Genomic DNA, 20,163 nt, shown 5'->3' with positions numbered 1-20,163 from the left:
GTTCATTCCACCGCCTCCAGCCGCTCGTCGGTTGCGCCGTACTGGTAATAGGCGGCACAGGCGCCTTCCGAACTGACCATGAGGGCGCCCAGCGGCATCTCGGGCGTGCAGCCCGTGCCGTATTGGGGGCAGCCGGTGGGCTTGATCCGTCCGGTCATCACCTGGCCGCAGGCGCAGCCTTCGGGCTCGGAGACCAGCCGCGGGCCGGCCCCGTAGCCGACGCCGAACCTTTCCTCGGCGTCGAAGGCGGCGTACTTGCTCCGGATGCGCAGCCCGCTTGCGTCGATCTCCCCCAGTCCGCGCCACTCGAAGGTGCGGCGCGGCTCGTAGACATCCTCGATGGCGGCAAGCGAGACCGGGTTGCCATGCTCCGGCACCACGCGCGCATACTGGTTCTCCACCTCGGCGCGCCCGTCGCGGATCTGGTGCAGAACCATCAGCACCGATTGCAGCAGGTCGAGCGGCTCGAACCCCGCGACGACGATGGGCTTGCCATAGGTCTCGGCGATGAAATCATAGGGATGCGTGCCGATCACCATCGACACATGGCCCGGCCCCACGAAACCGTCGAGCACCATGTGCGGGTCGTCCAGCAAGGCCTTGATCGGGGGCGGCACAGTGATGTGGTTGCAGAAGACGCTGAAGTTGCGCAATTCCTCGCGCGCGGCCTGTTGGATCGACAGGGCGGTCGAGGGGGTCGTCGTCTCGAAGCCGAGACCGAAGAAAACAACCTCGCGCTCCGGGTTGCGGCGGGCGATCTCCAGCGCGTCGAGTGGGGAATACACCATGCGGATATCCGCGCCGTCGGCCTTGGCCTGCATCAGGGATTTGCGGGTGCCCGGCACGCGCATCGCATCGCCGAAGGTGCAAAAGATCACCTCGGGCCGCTCGGCAATCTCGACGCATTCGTCGATCCGGCTCATCGGCAGCACGCAGACCGGGCAGCCCGGGCCATGGATAAACTCGATGCCCTTCGGCGTCAGGCGGTCGAGACCGTAGCGAAAGATCGCATGGGTGTGCCCGCCGCAGATTTCCATGATGTGTACCGGCTTCTCGGCGGTCGCGCCGATCTCCTGCACTACGGTTTCAATGGCCGCCAGCACGGCCTTGGCGGCGACCGGGTCCCTGAATTCCTCGACATATCTCATTGCGTTCCCTCCAGGGCTGAGGCGCCTTCGGCCATCGCCTCCAGCGTTTCCTGCGCTTCACCGAGACCCCGCAAAGCCTCCAGCGTCTTTTCGGCCTCGTCGGCGTCGATCACGCTCATGGCAAAACCCACATGGATCAGCGCCCACTCCCCGATCAGGTCGCAAAGGTCGGGCGTGGCCACGCAGGCGACCGATACTTCGCGCCGCACGCCGGATATATCGGCCAGCGCCATCAGGCGGTTCGCGTCGGTGATCTCGACGATTTGTCCCGGTATTCCCAGACACATGGCTCAGTCCTCGTCTTCGGGGGCCTTGGTCTTGCCCGGTTGTTGCACGCCGTAACGATCCAGCTTCGAGCGCAGGCCGACACGGCTCAGCCCAAGCTCGTCGGCGGCGCGGCTCTTGTTCCATTTCAACCGCGTCAGCGTTTCACGCAGGATGCGGGCCTCGATGGCTTCGATCCGCTCTTTCAGCGTGCCTTCCGACACCAGAAGATCGGCTTCGCGCGGGTCGGGTCGGAACGAGACCGACGGATCGGCCTGCAATATGTGGCGCGAGATCAGCTCTGGCCCAAGACGCGGTTCCTGGCTGAGGATCAGCATCCGGGTCAGTTCGTTCGTCAGCTCGGGCAGGTTGCCAGGCCAGTCGTAATTGCCCAGGAATTCCAAGGCGAGTTTCGACAACCCGTCCACCGGTTTGGAATGCTCGCCGGCAAGGTCGCCCAGGATATGCCGCGACAGGATATCGAGGTCTTCCATACGCGACCGCAGCGGCGGCATGGCCAGTTCCGTTGTCGCAAGCGCGTAGTAGAGATCGGACCGAAACGCGCCGTCCGAGACCGCGACCGACAGGTCACTGTGGCTGCCGGTAATCAGGCGCGTGTTCGTGGTCAGGGTTTCGGTGCCGCCGATGGGCTCGAAGCTGCCCTCGGTCGCCACGCGCAACAGGACAAGCTGCATCTGCGGGCTGAGCGTATCGACACCGTTCAGGAAGAGCGTGCCGCGCGAGGCTTTCTGCAGCAGGCCGATCCTGGTGTTGGGCTGGCCGGGCACAGCGCCTTTCTTGGCCCCCAGCACTTCCAGCTTCAGCACGTCATCTGGCAGGCCGGCGCAGTTCAGTTCATAGAACGACTGGTCGGACCGCAGCGAGGCGTAATGCATCGCGCGCGCCATGATGTCCTTTCCGGTACCGGCCTCGCCCGTGATCAGCACGGGCACATCGAAACTGGCTACCTGCCGGGCCAGTTCGACCGCCGCGTTCATCGGAGAGTTGGGCGCGCGCAGGATGCGTTCGAAGCCGAAGCCTTCACGCAAGGTACGCCGCCGCGCCTCGACCTTGCTTTCCGCGGTCTTGCCCAGGAACCGCATTTCCAGCGACAGGCGGTCATGCTCGCGCGCCAGTTGGAAAAGCTGTGCGGCGTTCTTGGCCGCCATCATCAACTGATCCGGGTGCCACGGCTTGGTCAAGAACTGATATATCCCGGCCTCGTTGATGGCCGCGATCATGTCGTTGGTCTCGGTATAGCCGGTGATGATGATCCGCACCGTATCCGGCCAGCGGTCCCGCACATCGGCCAGGAATTCGACCCCCGTCTTGCCGGGCATCCGCTGGTCGCAAAAGATGGCCTGGACGAAATGCGCTTCCATGAGCCGCATCGCGTCGTCCGCGTTGGCCGCCGTCAGGCAGTCGAAATCATCCTCCAGCGCCATGCGCATCGCGGCCAGCGAATGCTCTTCGTCATCCACCAGCAAGATGGTGGGCAGGCCCGTCATTGCGCAGCCTCTGTCACGGATTTCTCTGCCAGTTGGGTGCGCAGCCAGGCCAGCCAGTCCGTCATGCCTTCACCAGTGCGCGCCGACAGCTTCAGGATCTCGATCCCCGGATTGACCCGGCGCAGGTTGGCCTCGTAAAGGTCCAGATCCACGTCGCAATGCGGGGCAAGATCGGTCTTGTTCAGGATCGCCAGCCGGGCCGCGGTGAACATATCGGGGTATTTCAACGGCTTGTCTTCCCCTTCGGTGACCGACAGGATCGCGATCTTCGCGTCTTCGCCCAGGTCGAAGGCGGCGGGGCAGACAAGGTTGCCGACATTCTCGATGAACAGGATCGAACCGGCCTCTAGCGCCAGGTGCTCCATTGCGTGGCCCACCATGTGCCCGTCCAGGTGACAGCCCTTGCCGGTGTTGACCTGCACGGCCCGCGCGCCGGTGGCGCGGATGCGGTCGGCGTCGTTCTGGGTTTGCTGATCCCCTTCGATCACTGACAGCGACTGGTCGCCAAGGGCTTCGATGGTCTTGCACAACAGGGTCGTTTTCCCCGATCCGGGCGACGAGACGAGGTTCAGAGCCAGCACGCCGCGCGCGGCCAGAAATGTGCGGTTTGCCTGTGCATAGCGGTCGTTCTTGGACAGGATGTCGGTCTCTATCTCGATCAGCCGCTCCTGCGACATGCCCGGCACTTCGGTACCGGCCGGACCCTGGCCATAATGGTGATGATGGTGGTGATGCCCGTGGTCATGGGAGTGGCCGTGGGGGTGATGATGCCCGTGATCATGGGTGTGCTCATGATGATGCCCATGGTCGTGCCCATGCACCTTGGTTTCGCCTTCGGAACATCCGCAAACAGTGCACATTATGCCACCTCCAAGTCCTTTATTCGCATTTCATCGCCGCCTTGCGGCATTAGTTTCCCGCCGCCGCAAAGCGGGCAGGGGTCGAGGCGGGCATGGATTTCCACCTCTTTCATACAATCGTAACAAAGGGCCCGTCCGGGCAAATCGAGCGTCACAAGCTCGGCCCCCTCGGCCACCGATCCGCGCATCACCACGTCGAAGGCAAAATGCAGCGCCTCGGTCTCGACCCCGGCAAAGCGTCCGATTTCCACCCGCACCCGTGTGATGCGCGCCACATCGTGCCGGCGCGCCTGCTCCTCGATCACGCTGCGCATCCCCTCGCAAAGCGACATCTCATGCATGGTCCGGCTCCCTTGGCTGGACGGGTTCGAGGGAAACTGGATAGCACGGATCGAGAATTGACAATAGCAGAGGGGCCAGCGCCCGCGCGCGCGTGGCGGGCAGGCTGGCCAGCGACTGTTCGAGGGCGCCGCCCGGGGCCGTCAGGTGATCGGTCGGCGTGAGGCGCCTGAAGGTCGCGACATGACCGTTCTCGACCTCGGCCCTGATCCCGTACAGACCACGCGCCGCCGTGACCACCGCCATGCCCGGTGCGTGCCACAGCCGGGGCGCTTCCCCGGCAAGAAGGGCGTCAAGCTCGTAGGCGACGGCGAGGGCCGACCAGAGCGGACCGCGCCCATGGGTCGTGGCGACGTGGTGCAGGACAGGGTGTCCGGCTCTGCGCGTGGCGACCGAATTTTCCTGTGCCGTGGGGTCGAACACGGTCCTGGCCGATGCAAAGGGCAACGCGGCGCGACAGCCTTCATCGGGTTGGAACAGTTGATCTATCGCGCGAAGGACCGGCGCGACCCCGTTGTTTTGCTCCATAAATCCAGCAAAGCCCTGAACGTCGTGCGGCATTCCCGCACCTGCGCCGAACAGCGCCAGGCGCGCCGCCTGCGCGTCGTGGGTCCAATCCCGGGGCAACGGCACCGCAGGCCGCGACATGAGCGCGGGCCATTTCAGGCACAGCTTTGCCACGTGTTCGCGCAGGATTTCCTGCCGCAACGCCTCTTGCCACCCGGTCGCAAGCTCCAGTCCCAACGCGGCCCGAACCGCCACGCCTTGCGCCACCCGGCAAAGGTTGAAAAGACGCGGCAACAGCGCCGCGACCTCTTCCACCGGCTTGCCCAGCACGACCTGCGCCACCGGCAGGGCGGGGACAGGCCTGCCGCGCAGCGGATATGCAAGGGGCCGGTTCATCGCCTTTCAGGTCTCCGCCAGACCGCCCGAGATCACGGCGCGGCGCGTGGGGGCATCGGTGAGGCTCGGCGCGTCCTCCTCCTCGGGGGCAAGTGCGGCCTCGCGCTCGGCGCGGATGTCGGCGGCGCGGTCCGTCTCGGCGCGATGGCCCGCGTCGAACAGGGCCACCATGATCGCCCGCGCGACCTCTTGTGCCTGCAGCTGGGTCTGGAAATCCCCCATCGGAGAGAACAGCGAGCAGGCCTTGTAACCGCCGATCATGTCGCGCGTGTTGTGGATGAATTCATAGTCCCCCGACGGAAAGGCGATCAGCTCTTTCGCGCCCGGCGTCAGACCCGACCAATCCTCGTCCTCACCGGGCAGTTGGACCAGGTTCATGAACCACGGCGAAACCAGGACACCCAGCGGGCGGCCGTCGACCATGCGAAACCCCACCGCCTCGACCGAGAGCAGCTTGTTGACCATGGGCACGTCGCGCATCTTGGCGTGCCAGATTTCACGGAACTCGGCGACCAGCCTGGCGGTCAGTGCGTCCAGACGGGCGGCGTCCGCCACGGGCTCGGCGCCGGGGTCCTCCAGCACCATGAACTGCTCTTTCGGCGCACCGCAATTGGGGCAGGACCAGTCGTCTGGCAGGGCCAGGAACGGCGTGCCCGGCTCCACCTGCCGATAATCGTCGCCCTCCGCGGGATCGTAGGGCGTCCAGCAGATCTTGCATTCCATGACCGCCTGCGCGCTGATCTTGTCCTCTGCGCCGAGGAAGCTGCCTTCGAACCGGCTCATCGGATCGCCTCCAGCACGCTGGTCAGCCGCCTGGCGCTGTCGCCAAGATCTTCTGGCGCGGCACAGGCCACCTCGGGCATCGTCGTCACTTCGAATGTGTCGAGGATCAGCGTGTCCTGGGAGTTGAAGAACTGCACCCGCCACACATGGGGGATGGCCGTCGCCGTCACCCGGCAATTGCCGTATCCGCGTGACAGGATGGTGACCGCGCCTTCGCCCACGGCCTGATCGAGCCAGGCAAGGTCTTCCTCGGTATGCGGCAAAAGCGAAAGGTTGATCACATGCAGATCCGCCTCCGGCGAAAAGGCGGCCGATTTGTCGAAAAGCTCGATCTGAAGCGGTGGTGCGTTCACGACGCCGTCTGCCAGGGGCGTGTCCTTGCCCAAGGCCTTGCGCACCGGCGTAAACGGAGCCCGGGTGACGCAGGCCGGAATGGCGGCGACTTCGATCAGGTCGGCAGTGGCGGATTTCAGTGACCAGATCCCGGCAAAGACGCTTTCCTGAACGGCAATGGCCGGGATGGCGCGGACCTTGGCCGACACCTCTCCGCTGCCCATCGTTTCCGCGATCAGGGCGCGGTTGGCTGGATCGAGCCCGGCCAGGTCGAACTGCCGTGTGCCGCCGCTGGCACTTACCTCCGCGGCGGCGTCCGCCACCTGTGCCAAAAGCGCCAGCGCCGGTGTCACGTCAGCGCCGCCCAGTTCCTCGATTTCCGGGATGCGCGGAGAGTAGGTGCGCATGTCCTGCGGCAGCGGCATGTATTCCAGTGCTTCATCCTGCTGGTCGAGCGGCTGGGATCCCGGGCCAAAGCCGGTGGGCGGCATCATGAAAGGGTTGGTCATGCTCAAGTCCTCCTATTCGGCGGCAACAGGCAGCGACAGAAAATGCGTGATCCGTTCGACGTATTCGGACCAGTCCCGCACCTTGGGGATCCCGCCGATGCACGCACCATCGCGGAAGAAGATCAGGCTCGGGGTCTTGAAGATGCCGGTGGTGTCGCGCAGCTCGCTTTCGACGGCGTCGGTGGCCACGGCACAATCGAACCGGCCTTGAAATGCCTGGTGCAGCTCGGGAAGGATCACCGCCACATCGGGCGTCTCGAGATTTCGCTGCGCATCGCCGGGCACGAAGATCACGTGCGTGCCGGGACGTTCGGTAAACTCGGCCACATCCGCCATCGTGCTTAGTGCACGGTAGGCAAATTCGTCCATCAATCGGGTGACAAGGGGGTGGGTCATCTGCGGTCCTTCATCGTCAGTGTTCAGCAGGTGCTCTGGCCTGCGTCGAACGCAGCCTGCAGATGCGGTGGCAATTGCGGGGTGGCCGCGTCGAGATCGGCAAACGCATTGCCGACATCGCCGCCCGTCATGACCGCGCGCAGCCCGTCGAGCGCGGCACAGATCTTTTCGGCCTCGTCTTCGGTGATCACCTCGCGGGCCGCGCCGAGAAAGGTCAGCACCCAGTCGCCGGTGCGTGCCTCGGGCGTCAGAGACAGGTCGATCAGCTCGGCACTGTCACGGACGGTCGCGGCGATGCCGGTGATGGATGCGATCTGCATGGGCACTCCGACGCACATCGGTCATTCCGCCGCCGGAAAGAACCGCGCATCGCCGGTGCGACAGGCGTCGTCTTCAGAGGGGCGGCCGTCTTCATAGGCCGTGTGCATGATCGACGGATCGGCCAGAAGATCGCTTTCGGTGCGGCCCGGTTTGACCGCATGGCCCATCTGCGCCAGGCGCGTCAGCGCCACCTGCACCGCCGGTTCGATCATTGCTGCGACCACGTCGCGCAGTCCGCCGCCGTAATCCTCCAGCTCTTCGGGCTGGCACCCGACAAGCAGCAGGCGGGACGGGCAGTATCCCATCAGCTGCGCAGTCGCGATCACATCCTGAAAGCCCGTCTGGTGCAGCGACATCTTCTTGGCGCCCATGAAGCGCGGCACCTCGTCATCCTCCACGACCTTCAAGGTGCCGGGCTCGAGCCCGTAATCGACCGCGTCGAACACGATCAGCGTGTCGGCATCCTCAAGAAAGGGCAGCAGGTAGAGCCCTTGAGTGCCGCCATCCAGAAGGGTTACGCCGTCGGGCAGGTCCCAATGCTCTGCAAGATATTCGACACAGCGCACGCCAAAGCCCTCATCGGCCCACAGCACATTGCCGATGCCCATGATCAGAACATTGTCTGTCATTCGCTCCTCCCTCCTTCGGATGGAAATGCAGGTTTCCGTCCGTCCCTGAAAACGAGGCTAGCTTACCGATTGTCCCGTCGGATAGGTAAAACGCACGTCCTCGGAAAATTAATTAAGTAGCAGAAATAAAACAGTATTCTGTCGTATGGGTATGTCCTGTAGTTGCGCGAGTGATTAGTTGATGACCACATGAATGGCAGTTCGAAACTTTCCTTTCCATAAAAAAGGCGGGCGCCCCGCACCCGCCTTCCCGTCGTTTGCCCGGCCGATCTCAGTTCGGATCATCGTCCTTGAAGGTGCGCGTGCCGGAGATCATCGTCGACACCATCGACTGTCGCGACATGATGTCTTCGCGCACCGCCGCATAGATATGGATCATCACGAAGATGACGATCGCCCACATCCCCAGATGGTGGATCTGGTGCATCGTCTGCGACCCGCCCACGAGATCCAGAAACGGCCCGAACAGCGTATCGAGCACGCCGCCGCGGCCCACACCCTCGGAATAAAGCGCAAAGCCTGTCACGATCATGAAGGTCATCCCCACCGTCATGAAGAAGAACATTGCGATCTGCGCCAGCGGATTGTGCCCCACGTATTTGCGCGGCTTTTTCTTGAGAAAGGCGTACCACTTGATCTCGTCGACCACCTCGGACCACCAGGTCCTGTTCAGAAGCGGCAGCTTGAACATCTGCTTGGCATGGTGATTGCCCACGAACGCCCAGTAGATGCGCCCGAAAAAGCCCACCGTCATGATCATGGCGGCCGCGAAATGGGCAAAACGGATATAGCCGAAAAGAAACTGGTGCGTGGCCTCGGCCATGTCGACAGAGGGCGGTGGCGACCCGATCAGGTAGCCGGTGACGCACAGCACGATGATCGCCAGCGCGTTGATCCAGTGCCAGAGCCGGACAGGCGCTTCGTAGACATAGACGGACGTGTTGCGCGTGACGGTCCGGCGGTCGGCCTCGGTCGCGTCCCCGGTCAGCGTGGAGACGCCGTAGGCGTCGACCTTGGTGCTCGCGCCGCCCGGGGCGGGGGTGGTGATCCTGGTGTTCATGATCCCGCCCTCAGCCGAACATCAGCAGAAGGCCGGAGGCGGCGATCCCTGCACCGATCGATCGCTGCACCGCGGGGCGCGCGGCAATCGACTGGGCAAGGACGATCCCCACCCCGTGCAGCAATGCCGTCGAGATCAGGAACCCCGCGAGGTAGGCCAGGGCGTTGCCCGCGGCCTCGGTGGCGTGGGCATGGCCATGCGCGGTTGCGAAAAGCGCGATAGCACCCAGCGAGGCGGCGGTGACGGCCCGCGCCTGTCCCCGGCGCGACAGCAGGGTCAACAGCCCGAAGGCCACCACCGACGCGACGATCACCGTCTCGACGAAGGCAAAGCCGATCCCGGCCCAGCTCAGCGCCGCGCCGCCGGCCATCGCCGCCATGAAGCTCAGCGCCCCGGCCCAGACGCGGCGTGGCAGGACAAGGCCGGACCACAGCCCCACCGCCAGCATCGCCAGCAGGTGATCGGGCCCGAAAACGGGGTGCGCCAGCCCGTGCAGAAATCCGTTGGCCTCGTGCCCTGCGCTGTGGGCAAGGGCGGGTCCGGCCATCAGGGTCGCGGCCACCAGGGTCGCGATCGGTGTGAGTATGCGTGGTCTCATGGTTCTTCCTCCCTCAGCGAACCTTGACGGTGGTCAACTCGTCGCCATCGGGCGACATCACATGGGTCGAGCAGGCAAGACACGGATCGAAGCTGTGCAATGTGCGCAGGATCTCGACCGGCTCTTCCGGCCGCTCCATCTTGGTGTTCATCAGGCTGGCCTCGAACGCGCCGATATTGCCCTGGCTGTCGCGCGGAGAGCCGTTCCAGGTGGTCGGCACCACGCATTGATAGTTCTCGATACGTCCGTCCTTGATCCGGATCCAGTGCCCCAGCGCTCCGCGCGGCGCTTCGGTCATGCCGACGCCCTTGGCCTCCTTGGGCCATGTGCTGGGGTCCCACTTGGCGACATTCGCGGTGCTTTCGTCGCCGTTCTTGATATTGGCGACCAGCTTGTCGAAGAAATACCTCTGCAGCCGCCCGCAATACTCCGATTCCAGCGCCCGTGCTGCGGTCCGGCCCAGGGTCGAGAAAAGCGCCTCTGTCGGCAGGTCCATCTTTCTCAGAAGGCCAGTGACCTGATCGGTGATCTCCTCGTGGCCCTTGGCGTATCCCACGATGTAGCGGGCCAGCGGACCGACCTCCATGGCGTGCCCGCGCCAGCGCGGCGCCTTGATCCACGAATACTTGGCCCCTTCGTCGATCTGCTTGATGTTGGTGCGTGTCCCCTTCAGGTTCGGACCCAGCTCGAACTTGGCCTCGGTCACGCCGTCCCACGGGTGCAGTCCCTTGCCGGCTTCGCCGTATTCGTACCACGAGTGATCGACGAATTCCTGCACCTGTTCGGGATCGCGCACATCGACGTCATGCACCTGCGACAGGTCACCGTTGATGATCGCGCCGCGCGGCAGATGCAACTGCTCGGGCGAGAAATCATTGGGGTTCTCGGGGATGTCGCCATAGGCAAGGCACGCCTTGGACGACAGACCCCCGCCATAAAGCCAGCTCTTGTAGAACCCGCCGATGGCGATGACGTCCGGCAGGTAGACGTTGCGGTTGAACTCGTCGCATTTCTCGATGATCGAGCTGACGAGGTTCAGCCGTTCCATGTTGATCGCGCCCACGGCCCCGGTGCTGTGCATGTTGATTGGGCAGGGCACACCCCCCACCAGCCAGTTGGGATGCGGGTTCTTACCGCCGAAGATGGTGTGCACCTTCACGATCTCCTTCTGAAGATCGAGCGCCTCGAGGTAGTGGGTCGTTGCCATCAGGTCGGCCTCGGGCGGCAACAGATAGGCCGGATTGTCCCAGTAGCCGTTCTTGAAAAGGCCCAGTTGCCCGCTTTCGACGAATTGCTTCAGTCGGTTCTGGACGTCGCGGAAATAGCCCGGAGACGAAAGCGGGTGAGACGGAGAGACCGCCTGCTGCAACTCGCTCGTGGCCTTGGGGTCGGCGCGCAGCGCGTTGACAGGGTTCACCCAGTCGAGCGCGTGCAGATGATAGAAATGCACGACGTGGTCGTGGATCTCCAGGTTCAGCTGCATGATGTTGCGGATCGAGTTGGCGTTGTCGGGGATCTCGATCCCCAGCGCGTCTTCCACCGCCCGCACCGAGGTCAGCGCATGCGTGCCGGTGCAGACGCCGCAGATGCGCTCGGTAAAGGCCCAGGCATCGCGCGGGTCGCGCCCCTTGAGGATCACTTCCAGCCCGCGCCACATCGTCCCCGTCGAGACCGCGTTGCGGATATAGCCTTCGTCATCGACGTTCACCTCGCAGCGCATGTGGCCTTCGATCCGGGTCACCGGGTCGACGACGATACGCTGGCCGCTGTCATCGAGATCGAAGCCGTTCGGCGTTTGGACAACCATGCTCAGGCCTCCTCATTCTTTGGGGTTGGGTTTTTCTGTGCCTTGTTCTGCGCCGATTTCAGCGCCGACACGGCCGCGTGCAGGGCAACGCCCCCGCCGACGACACCGGCCGCGGCCATGCCGATCTGATCGGCGTTCTTTTCCACGCCGAACTGGGTCAGGTCCGTCACCCGGTCATAGAAGGTGCCCTGGTCCCAGAATCCGTCCTCGGAACAGCCGATACAGCCGTGGCCCGACTGGATCGGAAAGCTGACGCCCTCGTTCCAGCGCACGGTCGAGCAGGCGTTATAGGTCGTCGGACCCTTGCAACCCATCTTGTAGAGGCAATAACCCTTGCGCGCACCGTCGTCGTCCCATTCCTCGACGAACTGGCCGGCATCGAAATGCGGCCGGCGGTAGCATTTGTCGTGGATGCGTTGGCCATAGAACATCGCCGGCCGGCCCTGCCGGTCAAGCTCGGGCAGGCGGTCGAACGTCAGCATGTAGGTGATCACCCCGGTCATGACCTCGGCGATGGGCGGGCAGCCGGGCACCTTGATGATCGGTTTGTCGGTGATGACCTTGTGGACGGGCGTGGCCTGCGTCGGGTTCGGCTTGGCGGCCTGAACACAGCCATAGGACGCGCACGCGCCCCAGCTGATGATGCATTTGGCGTCCTTGGCCGCCATCTTCAGCTTTTCCACGAAGGGCTTGCCGCCCGAGATGCAGAACATCCCGTCCTCGTTCAGCGGCGGGTTGCCCTCGACGGCCAGGATATACTGGCCCTTGTACCTCTCGATCGTGTCCATCATCGCGGCCTCCGCCGCGTGACCGGCCGCGGCCATCAGCGTGTCGTCGTAATCGAGGCTGATCATCGACAGCACCACGTCCTTGGCCAGCGGGTGCGCCGAGCGGATGAACGATTCCGAACAGCAGGTGCATTCCAGCCCGTGCACCCAGATCACCGGCGTGCGCGGCTTGGTTTCCATCGCGTTGGCAATCTTTGGAACAAAGGCGGGGCCAAGCCCCAGCGCACTGGCGGTGAGCGCGCAATATTTCATGAAGCTGCGCCGGGTGATCCCCTGGCTGCGCATGACATCGTAGAAGGTTTCAATATCGGCCAAACCGGTCTCCTCCGCGGTTGAACTGACGAGGCGGGACGTCAGTAAAAGTGGTCCATCTTCTTGATGGCGCGGCCGCGGGGGAAAGGGTTCGAAAAAGTGAGGTCTCGCCAAACGTGGCGTTTTCTATATACCTATCAATGGTTTACTGCGGATTACGGCGGCAATTGCGGCTCTGCGGACGGTTGGGTGATAACCGGTTGTCCCCGGGGGTGGTCGCCCTCTTACCGGTTGCCGGCGCTGGACGCCGCTGCGATCAGCGCCTGTCCCAGGGCAAGACCGCCATCATTCGCGGGAACCTTCCTGTGCAGAAGGCAAGGCACATCCCCTAACGCCGCCATCGTCAGATCAAGCATCAGCGCGTTCTGGAAACACCCTCCCGACAGCGCGACCGCCCTGGCCTTGCCCTCCATCACCAACCCTCGGGCAAGCTCGGCAAAGACCTGAGCCAGACCCGCGTGAAATCGCCGGGCCATGACGTCCTTTCCCACGCCGTGCCGCAGGTCCGCCAGCGCGGCCTCCCACATCGGCGCGGGGTCGATCACTCCGTCCGTTTGACCGAACGGGTAGGGGCCGCCGGCCTCGTGAAGAGCGCGCCGGGCCATGGCTTCCAGCCCCATCGCGGCCTCGCCTTCAAAGCTTTGCGCGCCGGAAAACCCCAACAGCGCGGCAAACGCATCGAACAGCCTGCCCGCCGAGGATGACACTGGCGCGTTCACGCCTTTGGCCATGGCCTGTCGCAGCATCTCGCGCGGGGCCTCCGGCAGCATTTCGTCGGCGATACCCGCAAATCCGGCCTGATCCAACCTCGCCAGCAGGTTACGCCATGGCTCGCGGCTGGCGGCATCGCCGCCGGGCAGGACGACCGGCCGCAAGTGCGCGGCGCGGGTGAACCCGTGATAATCGCCCAACAGAACCTCGCCGCCCCAGATCGTGCCGTCCGGTCCAAGGCCCAGCCCGTCCAGAATGATCCCCGCCACCGGCCCGCCATCCAGGGGCCAGCCGTTTTCGGCGAGACACGCCGCCAGGTGCGCGTGGTGGTGCTGGACCTCGATCAAGCCACCGCCCGCCCGCGCCGCCGCGTGTTGCGAGGACCGATAGCCGGGGTGCAGATCGCAGGCGAACACCTCGGGGTGATGATCGAACAGCGCCGCGTAATCCGCATCGGCCTTGATGAATTCGTCCCAGGTCAGCGGATCGTCCAGGTCGCCAAGGTGATGCGACAGCAGCGCCTGACCGTTCTTCACGAGACAGATCGCCGATTTCAGATGCGCGCCGAAGGCCACGACTTGGGCTGCGTCCTCGAACCCCTCGGGCAGGGACAGCGTGTCGGGCACCACGCCGCGCGCGCGCCGCAGGATCATCGGACCATGCCTTGTGATCTGCATCACGCTGTCGTCAAGCCGCCGGGCAATGTCGCGGTCGTGGGACAGGATGCCATCGGCCAGCCCGCCCAGCTTGGCCGCGGCCTCGTCATTGCCGATCACCTGCGGCTCGCCCGACAGGTTGCCCGAGGTCATCACCAGCGGGCGCCGCACCGCGTCCAGCAACAGGTGGTGCAGCGGCGTATAGGGCAGCATCCAGCCCAAGTGGTCCTGACCGGGGGCCAGCGCGTCGGGCAGGGTGCCGCGGTGGGCAAGCAGAACGATCGGGGCGGCGCTTGACCCAAGCGCGCTGCGGTCCTCGGCCGATGGAGCCGCGTGCGCTTCGATCTCCTCCCAGCGGCCCATCAGGGCCAGCGGCTTGGTTGGGCGGTGCTTGCGAGCCCGCAAGGTCGCGACGGCCCGCGCATTCGACGCGTCGCAGCACAGGTGAAACCCGCCAAGGCCCTTGATGGCCAGGATCTCCCCGGCCGCCAGCCGTCCGGCAGCGCGGGCAATCACATCCTGCCCGTGATCCAGCCAAAGCTGCGGGCCGCAGACCGCGCAGGCCACGGGCTGCGCGTGAAAGCGGCGGTCCGCTGGGTCGGCGTATTCGGTGGCGCAGTCGGCGCACATCTCGAACATGCCCATCGTCGTCCTGGCGCGGTCATAAGGCAGGTCACGCAGGATGGTGAACCGCGGCCCGCAATGGGTGCAGTTGGTAAAGGCATAGCCCTGCCGGCGCGGATCGGTGCCCCGGATGTCGGCCAGGCACGCCGCGCATGTGGCGGCATCGGGGGTCACACGGGTCTCGGCTCCGCTGCCCTGGCTTGCGGTGATCTCGAAACGGGTCGGCACGATCTCGAAGACATGCGCCGAGGTCTCGACCGCATCCACCCGCGCGAGGGGCGGCGCATCGGTGCCAATGCTGCCGACAAAGCGGTCTAGGTCGCCGCCACAGGCATGGATCAGCACACCCTCGGGATCGTTCAGCACCTCGCCCGCGATCCCGAACCGCTGCGCCTGCTGCCAGATGAAGGGCCGGAACCCGACCCCCTGAACCTGCCCGCGCACGCGGATGCGCAGACCCTCGGTCAATGGACCGTGCACACCATGCAGGGGTCGAAGCTGCGCACGATGTGCTGCACCGTGAGGGGCGTGTCCTCGGCCTCGCCGACCTCGGCGCCGACCAGGGCCGCCTCGACCGGGCCGGGCATGCCGGCCGCGTCGCGCGGGCTGAAATTCCATGTGGTGGGTGCGATGATCTGGTAGGCGCTGATCCGCCCGTTTTCGACGCTGGTCCAATGCCCCAACGCGCCGCGCGCCGCCTCGACCAACCCCTCGCCGGAGCCGGAGGCGGGCAGGGGGACATCCTCGATGAACCGCGCCCCGGGGTCCAGCGCGGCCACCCAGCCTTCCAGCAGGATTTGCGTCCGCGCGATCTCGAGCAGCCGCCCCGCCACGCGGGCGCGCACGTTCGATCCTGCCTGCGCCAACCCGAGGGCCGCGGGATGCCCGTCCACCACCTGCCGCGCCAGGGCGCCGGTCTCCATGCTGTGCCCATCCAGCCGGGGCGCCTTGCACCAGCTATAGGCCGGGGCCTGCATGTCCTCGTCAGGGTGCGTCTCGCCCTTGGAGGGATGCGCGGTTTCGCCATGCATCCAGGCGTGGCTCAGGTCTTCGCGGATGGCGCTGGTGTCCACGTCCGACAGCGCCCCGTCCTGCCAGACGCCTTGCGCAAAGGCGCGCCCCTCGGGCAGGGGATAGGCGCCGAAGGACATGTAGCGACCGGGGCCGAAACCGATCTCCGCCAGCCGCAGGTCGGCGGCGATTTCCATGAAGAGGCCCGCATCGCCCCTGTCCCAGCCGCAAAGCGCCTCGGCGGTGCGGAGTTCGGCGAACGCTTCGAGCGGAGCGCCGAAAAGCGTGCTCTCCAAGTACCGGCGGAACGATTTCAGCGTGCTCGCCATGCGAATGCGGTCGCGCGACGTGGGCGCGCGGGTGACGCCACCGGGCTGGATCGCCAGCGTGTGCGGCCACTTGCCGCCCAGGAGGCCGACGATGTGCAGGATCTCGGCCCGCGCGGCCACGCAGGCCCGCGTGGCGGAGCCGTCCATCGCCGTGAACCGCGCCACGGCCCTGTCGTGCCAGGACCGGCCCGCATAGGCGGGGCGGGCGAAATCGGCGCAGAAAAAGAGGTTGAAGTGCGTCAGGTGATCGCAAAGGTTCTCGATCCCGTGCATGATCACGGTCGCAAGCGCCCCTTGCGGCAGTTGCGCACGCCCGGCCAGATCGCCCAGGGCGGCCGAGGCCGCCGCGGATTGGCTGATCGAGCAGATCCCGCAGATGCGCGGCGTGATGGTGAGAGCGTCCATCGGGTCCTTGCCCAGCATCATCGCCTCGAAGCCCCGGAACATCGGCGAGTTGGCGTAGGCCGCGGAAACATGTCCATCCGCAACCTCCAGCCGGATTTCAAGATCGCCCTCGACGCGGTTGAACGGCCCGACAAGCAGGGATCGTGTGGTCATTTCCGCTTGCCACCGAGCGTCGGCGTGACCTTGATCCGATCCGCCACGGCGTTGTCCGAAAGCCGCTTGGGCGTCGCCGCCTTGGACAGCGACGCCAGCGCCATGAACCACGCCTTGGGCATGTCCGACGGCAGGCCCACAGGGATGCCGGCGAACTTAGGCGTCTCGCTGAACGGGTGGTTGGGCTCCTCGAATTCGGGCGCCGTGCAGTTGATGCAGGCATAGCCGGCCCGGGTGCAGGAACTGCCGCCGTTCCAGCCGCGAATGTTGCAATCGCCTACGGCTTGCGTGCCGACACAGCCCAGGTGCTCCATCATGCAGCCCATCTGACCGGGTTTCTCGGCGCTGGCCTTGTATTCGTAGAATTCGTTCTTGGGACAGGCATGGTGCACGAGGTGCTCGGCATAGAAAAGCGGCCTCTGAAGCGCGTCCAGAGCATCTGCGTGCATCTCTCCGGCTGCGATCAGCATCAGGGTTTCGGTCACCCAGTCGGGATGGGTCGGACACCCCGCCACGTTGATCACCGGCAGGCCCGATCGGCTGCGAAAGCTCTGGGGCAGGGCGCCGCCGGGATTGCGGCCGTCATATTGCACGCCGATGGCGCCCGCCGGATTGCCACCCGCCGAGGTCACACCACCATAGGTCGCACAGGTGCCCACCGCCACCACATGGGCGGCGCGCGGTGCCAGGCTCTCGACCCAGTCCAACATGGAACGTCCCGTGCCGGACAGCATCTGGAACCGTCCCGTACCCTTGGGGCCGGTCAGGATCGACCCTTCGACACACAGGATGTCCAGCGGCACACGCCCGGTCTCTGCATCGTCCAGGATGCGCCGCACCTCCCCGCCGGTTTCCTGAGACAGGGCAGGGTGCCAGAGGAACCGAAGCCCGGCATTGTCCAAAAGCTCGAACACGCCCGGAGATTCGGCGTTCAGAAGGGACATCGTGCACCCGCCGCAGCCAGCCGATTGCAGCCAGAGAATGTTCATTCAGGGTCTCCTGCGGGCAGGCTCAGCTCGAAACAGCTGCCATTCGGTCCGGTGGCGGCAAGCGTGAGCGTTCCGCCGTTCTCCTGCGCGATCTTTTGCGAGATCGACAGGCCCAGTCCGGTGCCCTTGCCGACGGGTTTCGTGGTGAAGAACGGGTCGAAAATGGCCGGGGCATCGCTTTCGGAAATGCCGGGCCCGTTGTCCCTGACCTGGAGGACCGTCTTGCCGTCGCGCGCCTGTGCATGCAGCGTAACCAGCGGGTCGGCAGTGTCTGCCAGCGCGTCGATGGCGTTCTGCACCAGGTTCATCACGACCTGCTGCGCGTGGCCGGGATTGCCCATGGCGAAGGCCTGCGCCGCGCCATCCATGGCGATCCGAACCGGGGTCTTGGTGCCGCGCACCACCCAGTCGGCTGCGGTCCGTGCGGTCTGGACCATGTCGAACCGCACCTTTTCGCCGGTTCCGTCGGCGCTCAACCGGCGCAGATCCTCGACGATGTCGCGCACCCGTTCGGCCCCCTCCTTCGCGCCGTCAATGGCGCCCCGAAGGTTCTTTACCGTCCGGTCCAGTTTCAGCTCATCCCGCAAAGCCCCCAGTTCAGGACGGCTCGCCCCGGACTGCACCGCGTCGAAATAGGTCTCGAACCGTCGGGTGTATTTCTCCAGGGCGTGGGTGTTGGCGTAGACAAAGCTGATCGGGTTGTTCAACTCATGCGCCACCCCCGCCACCAGCCGCCCCAGCGAGGCCAGCTTTTCGTGCTGCACCAGCTGCGCCTGGGCGTTCTGCAAGGCGGTGTGGCTGGCCTCCAGCTCGCGGTAGGCGTTGCGCAACTCGCCCAAGGGGCGCCCCACCAGAACGACGCCCTGGCTCCGGCCGCGCGGGTCCAGCCGGGGGCTGACGCTGACGTCCAGGGGAGTCGGGCCATCGGGGGTGAGGAAACTCACCTCGATGACGCGGGGGCGGCGGTCGCGCATGACCTCGGCAATCGCGTCCGACAGCGCCTTGCCCGCGCCGGCTTCCAGCAGATCGGACAGCGGTGTGCCGATCATCGACGCCGTGTCGATGCCGAGGATGTCGGACAATGCGCCCCCGGTGCGTTCGATATTGTGCGCCCGGTCTATGACGATCAGCATTTCCGAGATCGACGACAGCACGGACGCCATGAACTGGCGCATCTCGTCCAGTTCCCGGTTTTGAGCCTCCAGCCGTTCCTGATAATCCACCAGTTCCGAATACGTCCGGTCGATGGCGGTGACCACGTCACGCCATGTCTCGTCGTCCAGCGCCTGCAAGGGCTCATTCGGCGTCTGCGTGTTCATCCGTCCTCCGTAGGGACTACAGTAATGCCAGCTGTCCGCGTCCTGCAACAGGCGCCTTCCGAGTGGGGGCTTTGCCGCCTCCATTCTCGAGCACCGACGCAGAAGGTGCGAGGCCCGCGCATGACCTGCCTGCGACGCCGTTTCAGCGCGGCGGACATGGCTTGTGCCGGGGCACAGCTTGGACCTGCCCGACGTGCTGACTGCGGCCCTGTCGTCGCCCGCAGAGAGCGACCTAGACGTGCTGGCAGGCGAGGGATTGGCCGATATCGACCTGAAAGCCGTGGCCTGCCTCTGCGGGCCCCTGTGGGTACTGCCCGCCGATCTTCGACCGACCGTCGCTGACCTGTGCAAACTCGCGTGACGGCAAGAGATTGCGATGGCGCGGAATAGCCTGCGGCCTGTTTCCCTTCGCATAGGCGCGACATGGACCGCGCCGGGGCTGCGTCTCATAGAGGCGCAGTCTTTTTACATAGCTCCGCCAAGCTTTTGGTCCTACTCTGCACATAGACCACTAACGCGTACAGAGTTGATGCTGCAATGAATTCGGCCACCGCCATTTCGCCCGAAATACTAGCGATGCTTCGAGTAGCTGTGGCTGTCGCACAACTTATCGTGGCGGGAATCGTAGGGTTTGCCGCCATTCAATTTTACAGGTGGCAAAGGTCGTCCAAGGATAAGGAAAGTTTCGTAAATTCGGTCGCAAGGTATCATGCAATCAATAAACTGGTTATAGACAACCCTGACATTCAAGATATTGAGCGCCATAACCATTTCGTATCATCCGAACTAAGCCGCGAAGACGTTATTAAGATGTTCTACTATTTTGAGAACTTGAACGGCATGGGTTCAATTCTAACGCTCAAGGGCGGCAAGCTTGTTATCCCGGAGTCCGACAAAGGCACATATCACGTGTCCGTTGTGAGAAACATTGGCCGCGCCATGTACAAGGATCGTGAATTCATACGGAGGCACTGTTTGCCTCGTGGCTACACCGAAACGTTTGTCGAATTTTTAGACGGGCTTTGGGACGAAATCGGCAGCGAGTTGAAAGCACAGCAAGTCGCAGAGACCGCGTAGCGCTTAGATCGGGTCGTCTGGATGCGGTGCCTGCGGAACCCGGTAGGACCAGTACGGCGCATCTCTAGCTTCCGCTTCGCCCGGCTCATACTACTTGTGGCCGGTCCACATCCAAACTTCCCAATCAGTACTGCGTTGCGCTACGCTGTCTGGCGATGAAGCAAGCGCCGCTTCTCGATTGTCTTCTGTTTGATCTTCGTCGTCTGAGGATGGTGTCTGCCCTGCCAAAGTAGACGTCGGCCGGGGTCAGGTTCCCGAGGCTTGCCCAGCCCGTTCAGCTTGTCACGTTCGACATAGGCCCGGCGCTCGATTTCAATCAGGCCATCCGACC

Annotated in this window: 21 protein-coding genes; 2 read left to right on the top strand and 19 right to left on the bottom strand. The window is 64.6% G+C overall.

Features of this window, described 5'->3' with window-relative positions; genetic code table 11:
- Window positions 1-2: 2 nt before the first annotated feature.
- From hypD to FIU89_RS11275, 19 genes are all read right to left on the bottom strand, one after another.
- A complete protein-coding gene (gene hypD, locus FIU89_RS11365) occupies window positions 3-1,148 on the bottom strand; it encodes a hydrogenase formation protein HypD (RefSeq protein WP_152492703.1) in 1,146 nt (381 codons plus the stop codon).
- The gene (locus FIU89_RS11360) at window positions 1,145-1,435 is read right to left on the bottom strand and encodes a HypC/HybG/HupF family hydrogenase formation chaperone (protein WP_152492702.1); all 291 of its coding nucleotides are present in this window, start codon (window positions 1,433-1,435) and stop codon (window positions 1,145-1,147) included. Before FIU89_RS11360 ends, hypD begins: the two co-directional genes overlap by 4 nt.
- Window positions 1,436-1,438: 3 nt before the next feature.
- A complete protein-coding gene (locus tag FIU89_RS11355; RefSeq protein WP_152492701.1) occupies window positions 1,439-2,920 on the bottom strand; it encodes a sigma-54 dependent transcriptional regulator in 1,482 nt (493 codons plus the stop codon).
- Window positions 2,917-3,780 carry a hydrogenase nickel incorporation protein HypB gene (gene hypB, locus FIU89_RS11350; protein WP_152492700.1) on the bottom strand — a complete coding sequence of 288 codons (864 nt, stop codon included), beginning with the start codon at window positions 3,778-3,780 and terminating at the stop codon, window positions 2,917-2,919. Before hypB ends, FIU89_RS11355 begins: the two co-directional genes overlap by 4 nt.
- Window positions 3,780-4,121, bottom strand: a complete 342-nt coding sequence (gene hypA / locus FIU89_RS11345) for a hydrogenase maturation nickel metallochaperone HypA (protein ID WP_152492699.1) — start codon at window positions 4,119-4,121, stop codon at window positions 3,780-3,782. The genes hypB and hypA overlap by 1 nt, the downstream gene beginning before the upstream one ends.
- Window positions 4,114-5,022: a hydrogenase expression/formation protein HupK gene (locus FIU89_RS11340; RefSeq protein WP_152492698.1), complete on the bottom strand. Its 909-nt coding sequence runs from the start codon at window positions 5,020-5,022 to the stop codon at window positions 4,114-4,116. The genes hypA and FIU89_RS11340 overlap by 8 nt, the downstream gene beginning before the upstream one ends.
- A 6-nt stretch (window positions 5,023-5,028) precedes the next feature.
- Entirely contained in the window at window positions 5,029-5,805 is a 777-nt protein-coding gene (hybE, locus tag FIU89_RS11335) for a [NiFe]-hydrogenase assembly chaperone HybE (RefSeq protein WP_152492697.1), read from the bottom strand.
- Window positions 5,802-6,647 (bottom strand): hydrogenase expression/formation protein, encoded by an 846-nt coding sequence (locus FIU89_RS11330; RefSeq protein WP_152492696.1) that lies wholly within the window; start codon window positions 6,645-6,647, stop codon window positions 5,802-5,804. The genes hybE and FIU89_RS11330 overlap by 4 nt, the downstream gene beginning before the upstream one ends.
- A 12-nt stretch (window positions 6,648-6,659) precedes the next feature.
- Window positions 6,660-7,043 carry a hydrogenase accessory protein gene (locus FIU89_RS11325; RefSeq protein WP_152492695.1) on the bottom strand — a complete coding sequence of 128 codons (384 nt, stop codon included), beginning with the start codon at window positions 7,041-7,043 and terminating at the stop codon, window positions 6,660-6,662.
- A 23-nt stretch (window positions 7,044-7,066) separates the two neighbouring features.
- A complete protein-coding gene (locus FIU89_RS11320; protein ID WP_152492694.1) occupies window positions 7,067-7,381 on the bottom strand; it encodes a HypC/HybG/HupF family hydrogenase formation chaperone in 315 nt (104 codons plus the stop codon).
- A gap of 3 nt (window positions 7,382-7,384) precedes the next feature.
- Window positions 7,385-7,993 (bottom strand): HyaD/HybD family hydrogenase maturation endopeptidase, encoded by a 609-nt coding sequence (locus FIU89_RS11315; RefSeq protein WP_152492693.1) that lies wholly within the window; start codon window positions 7,991-7,993, stop codon window positions 7,385-7,387.
- 271 nt (window positions 7,994-8,264) lie between these two features.
- A complete protein-coding gene (gene cybH / locus FIU89_RS11310) occupies window positions 8,265-9,053 on the bottom strand; it encodes a Ni/Fe-hydrogenase, b-type cytochrome subunit (RefSeq protein ID WP_152492692.1) in 789 nt (262 codons plus the stop codon).
- Between the two features lie 10 nt (window positions 9,054-9,063).
- A complete protein-coding gene (locus tag FIU89_RS11305; protein WP_152492691.1) occupies window positions 9,064-9,651 on the bottom strand; it encodes a HupE/UreJ family protein in 588 nt (195 codons plus the stop codon).
- 13 nt (window positions 9,652-9,664) lie between these two features.
- Window positions 9,665-11,458, bottom strand: coding sequence for a nickel-dependent hydrogenase large subunit (locus tag FIU89_RS11300; RefSeq protein ID WP_152492690.1), 1,794 nt, complete (start codon window positions 11,456-11,458; stop codon window positions 9,665-9,667).
- A gap of 2 nt (window positions 11,459-11,460) precedes the next feature.
- Window positions 11,461-12,561 carry a hydrogenase small subunit gene (locus tag FIU89_RS11295; protein ID WP_152492689.1) on the bottom strand — a complete coding sequence of 367 codons (1,101 nt, stop codon included), beginning with the start codon at window positions 12,559-12,561 and terminating at the stop codon, window positions 11,461-11,463.
- Between the two features lie 221 nt (window positions 12,562-12,782).
- A complete protein-coding gene (gene hypF / locus FIU89_RS11290; RefSeq protein ID WP_172977968.1) occupies window positions 12,783-15,017 on the bottom strand; it encodes a carbamoyltransferase HypF in 2,235 nt (744 codons plus the stop codon).
- Window positions 15,014-16,447 (bottom strand): nickel-dependent hydrogenase large subunit, encoded by a 1,434-nt coding sequence (locus FIU89_RS11285; protein ID WP_152492687.1) that lies wholly within the window; start codon window positions 16,445-16,447, stop codon window positions 15,014-15,016. The genes hypF and FIU89_RS11285 overlap by 4 nt, the downstream gene beginning before the upstream one ends.
- On the bottom strand, window positions 16,444-17,436 hold the full coding sequence (locus FIU89_RS11280; protein ID WP_152492686.1) for a HupU protein: 993 nt from the start codon (window positions 17,434-17,436) through the stop codon (window positions 16,444-16,446). Before FIU89_RS11280 ends, FIU89_RS11285 begins: the two co-directional genes overlap by 4 nt.
- On the bottom strand, window positions 17,433-18,755 hold the full coding sequence (locus FIU89_RS11275) for a sensor histidine kinase (protein WP_152492685.1): 1,323 nt from the start codon (window positions 18,753-18,755) through the stop codon (window positions 17,433-17,435). The genes FIU89_RS11280 and FIU89_RS11275 overlap by 4 nt, the downstream gene beginning before the upstream one ends.
- 178 nt (window positions 18,756-18,933) lie before the next feature.
- Here FIU89_RS11275 and FIU89_RS11270 point away from each other — a divergent pair, with 178 nt between their 5' ends.
- Window positions 18,934-19,116 carry a hypothetical protein gene (locus FIU89_RS11270; protein WP_152492684.1) on the top strand — a complete coding sequence of 61 codons (183 nt, stop codon included), beginning with the start codon at window positions 18,934-18,936 and terminating at the stop codon, window positions 19,114-19,116.
- A gap of 176 nt (window positions 19,117-19,292) precedes the next feature.
- A complete protein-coding gene (locus tag FIU89_RS11265) occupies window positions 19,293-19,832 on the top strand; it encodes a hypothetical protein (RefSeq protein WP_152492683.1) in 540 nt (179 codons plus the stop codon).
- Window positions 19,833-20,163 lie beyond the last annotated feature (331 nt).

This window comes from Roseovarius sp. THAF27 (assembly GCF_009363655.1).
Classification (GTDB): domain Bacteria; phylum Pseudomonadota; class Alphaproteobacteria; order Rhodobacterales; family Rhodobacteraceae; genus Roseovarius.
This window is presented reverse-complemented; position numbering and strand designations above follow the sequence as displayed.

Excerpts from the sequence above, each read along its gene's own strand:
- hypD (WP_152492703.1), bottom strand. The coding sequence starts at position 1,148 with ATGAGATATGTCGAGGAATTCAGGGACCCGGTCGCCGCCAAGGCCGTG.
- FIU89_RS11360 (WP_152492702.1), bottom strand. The coding sequence starts at position 1,435 with ATGTGTCTGGGAATACCGGGACAAATCGTCGAGATCACCGACGCGAAC.
- FIU89_RS11355 (WP_152492701.1), bottom strand. The coding sequence starts at position 2,920 with ATGACGGGCCTGCCCACCATCTTGCTGGTGGATGACGAAGAGCATTCG.
- hypB (WP_152492700.1), bottom strand. The coding sequence starts at position 3,780 with ATGTGCACTGTTTGCGGATGTTCCGAAGGCGAAACCAAGGTGCATGGG.
- hypA (WP_152492699.1), bottom strand. The coding sequence starts at position 4,121 with ATGCATGAGATGTCGCTTTGCGAGGGGATGCGCAGCGTGATCGAGGAG.
- FIU89_RS11340 (WP_152492698.1), bottom strand. The coding sequence starts at position 5,022 with ATGAACCGGCCCCTTGCATATCCGCTGCGCGGCAGGCCTGTCCCCGCC.
- hybE (WP_152492697.1), bottom strand. The coding sequence starts at position 5,805 with ATGAGCCGGTTCGAAGGCAGCTTCCTCGGCGCAGAGGACAAGATCAGC.
- FIU89_RS11330 (WP_152492696.1), bottom strand. The coding sequence starts at position 6,647 with ATGACCAACCCTTTCATGATGCCGCCCACCGGCTTTGGCCCGGGATCC.
- FIU89_RS11325 (WP_152492695.1), bottom strand. The coding sequence starts at position 7,043 with ATGACCCACCCCCTTGTCACCCGATTGATGGACGAATTTGCCTACCGT.
- FIU89_RS11320 (WP_152492694.1), bottom strand. The coding sequence starts at position 7,381 with ATGTGCGTCGGAGTGCCCATGCAGATCGCATCCATCACCGGCATCGCC.
- FIU89_RS11315 (WP_152492693.1), bottom strand. The coding sequence starts at position 7,993 with ATGACAGACAATGTTCTGATCATGGGCATCGGCAATGTGCTGTGGGCC.
- cybH (WP_152492692.1), bottom strand. The coding sequence starts at position 9,053 with ATGAACACCAGGATCACCACCCCCGCCCCGGGCGGCGCGAGCACCAAG.
- FIU89_RS11305 (WP_152492691.1), bottom strand. The coding sequence starts at position 9,651 with ATGAGACCACGCATACTCACACCGATCGCGACCCTGGTGGCCGCGACC.
- FIU89_RS11300 (WP_152492690.1), bottom strand. The coding sequence starts at position 11,458 with ATGGTTGTCCAAACGCCGAACGGCTTCGATCTCGATGACAGCGGCCAG.
- FIU89_RS11285 (WP_152492687.1), bottom strand. The coding sequence starts at position 16,447 with ATGACCACACGATCCCTGCTTGTCGGGCCGTTCAACCGCGTCGAGGGC.
- FIU89_RS11280 (WP_152492686.1), bottom strand. The coding sequence starts at position 17,436 with ATGAACATTCTCTGGCTGCAATCGGCTGGCTGCGGCGGGTGCACGATG.
- FIU89_RS11275 (WP_152492685.1), bottom strand. The coding sequence starts at position 18,755 with ATGAACACGCAGACGCCGAATGAGCCCTTGCAGGCGCTGGACGACGAG.
- FIU89_RS11265 (WP_152492683.1), top strand. The coding sequence starts at position 19,293 with ATGAATTCGGCCACCGCCATTTCGCCCGAAATACTAGCGATGCTTCGA.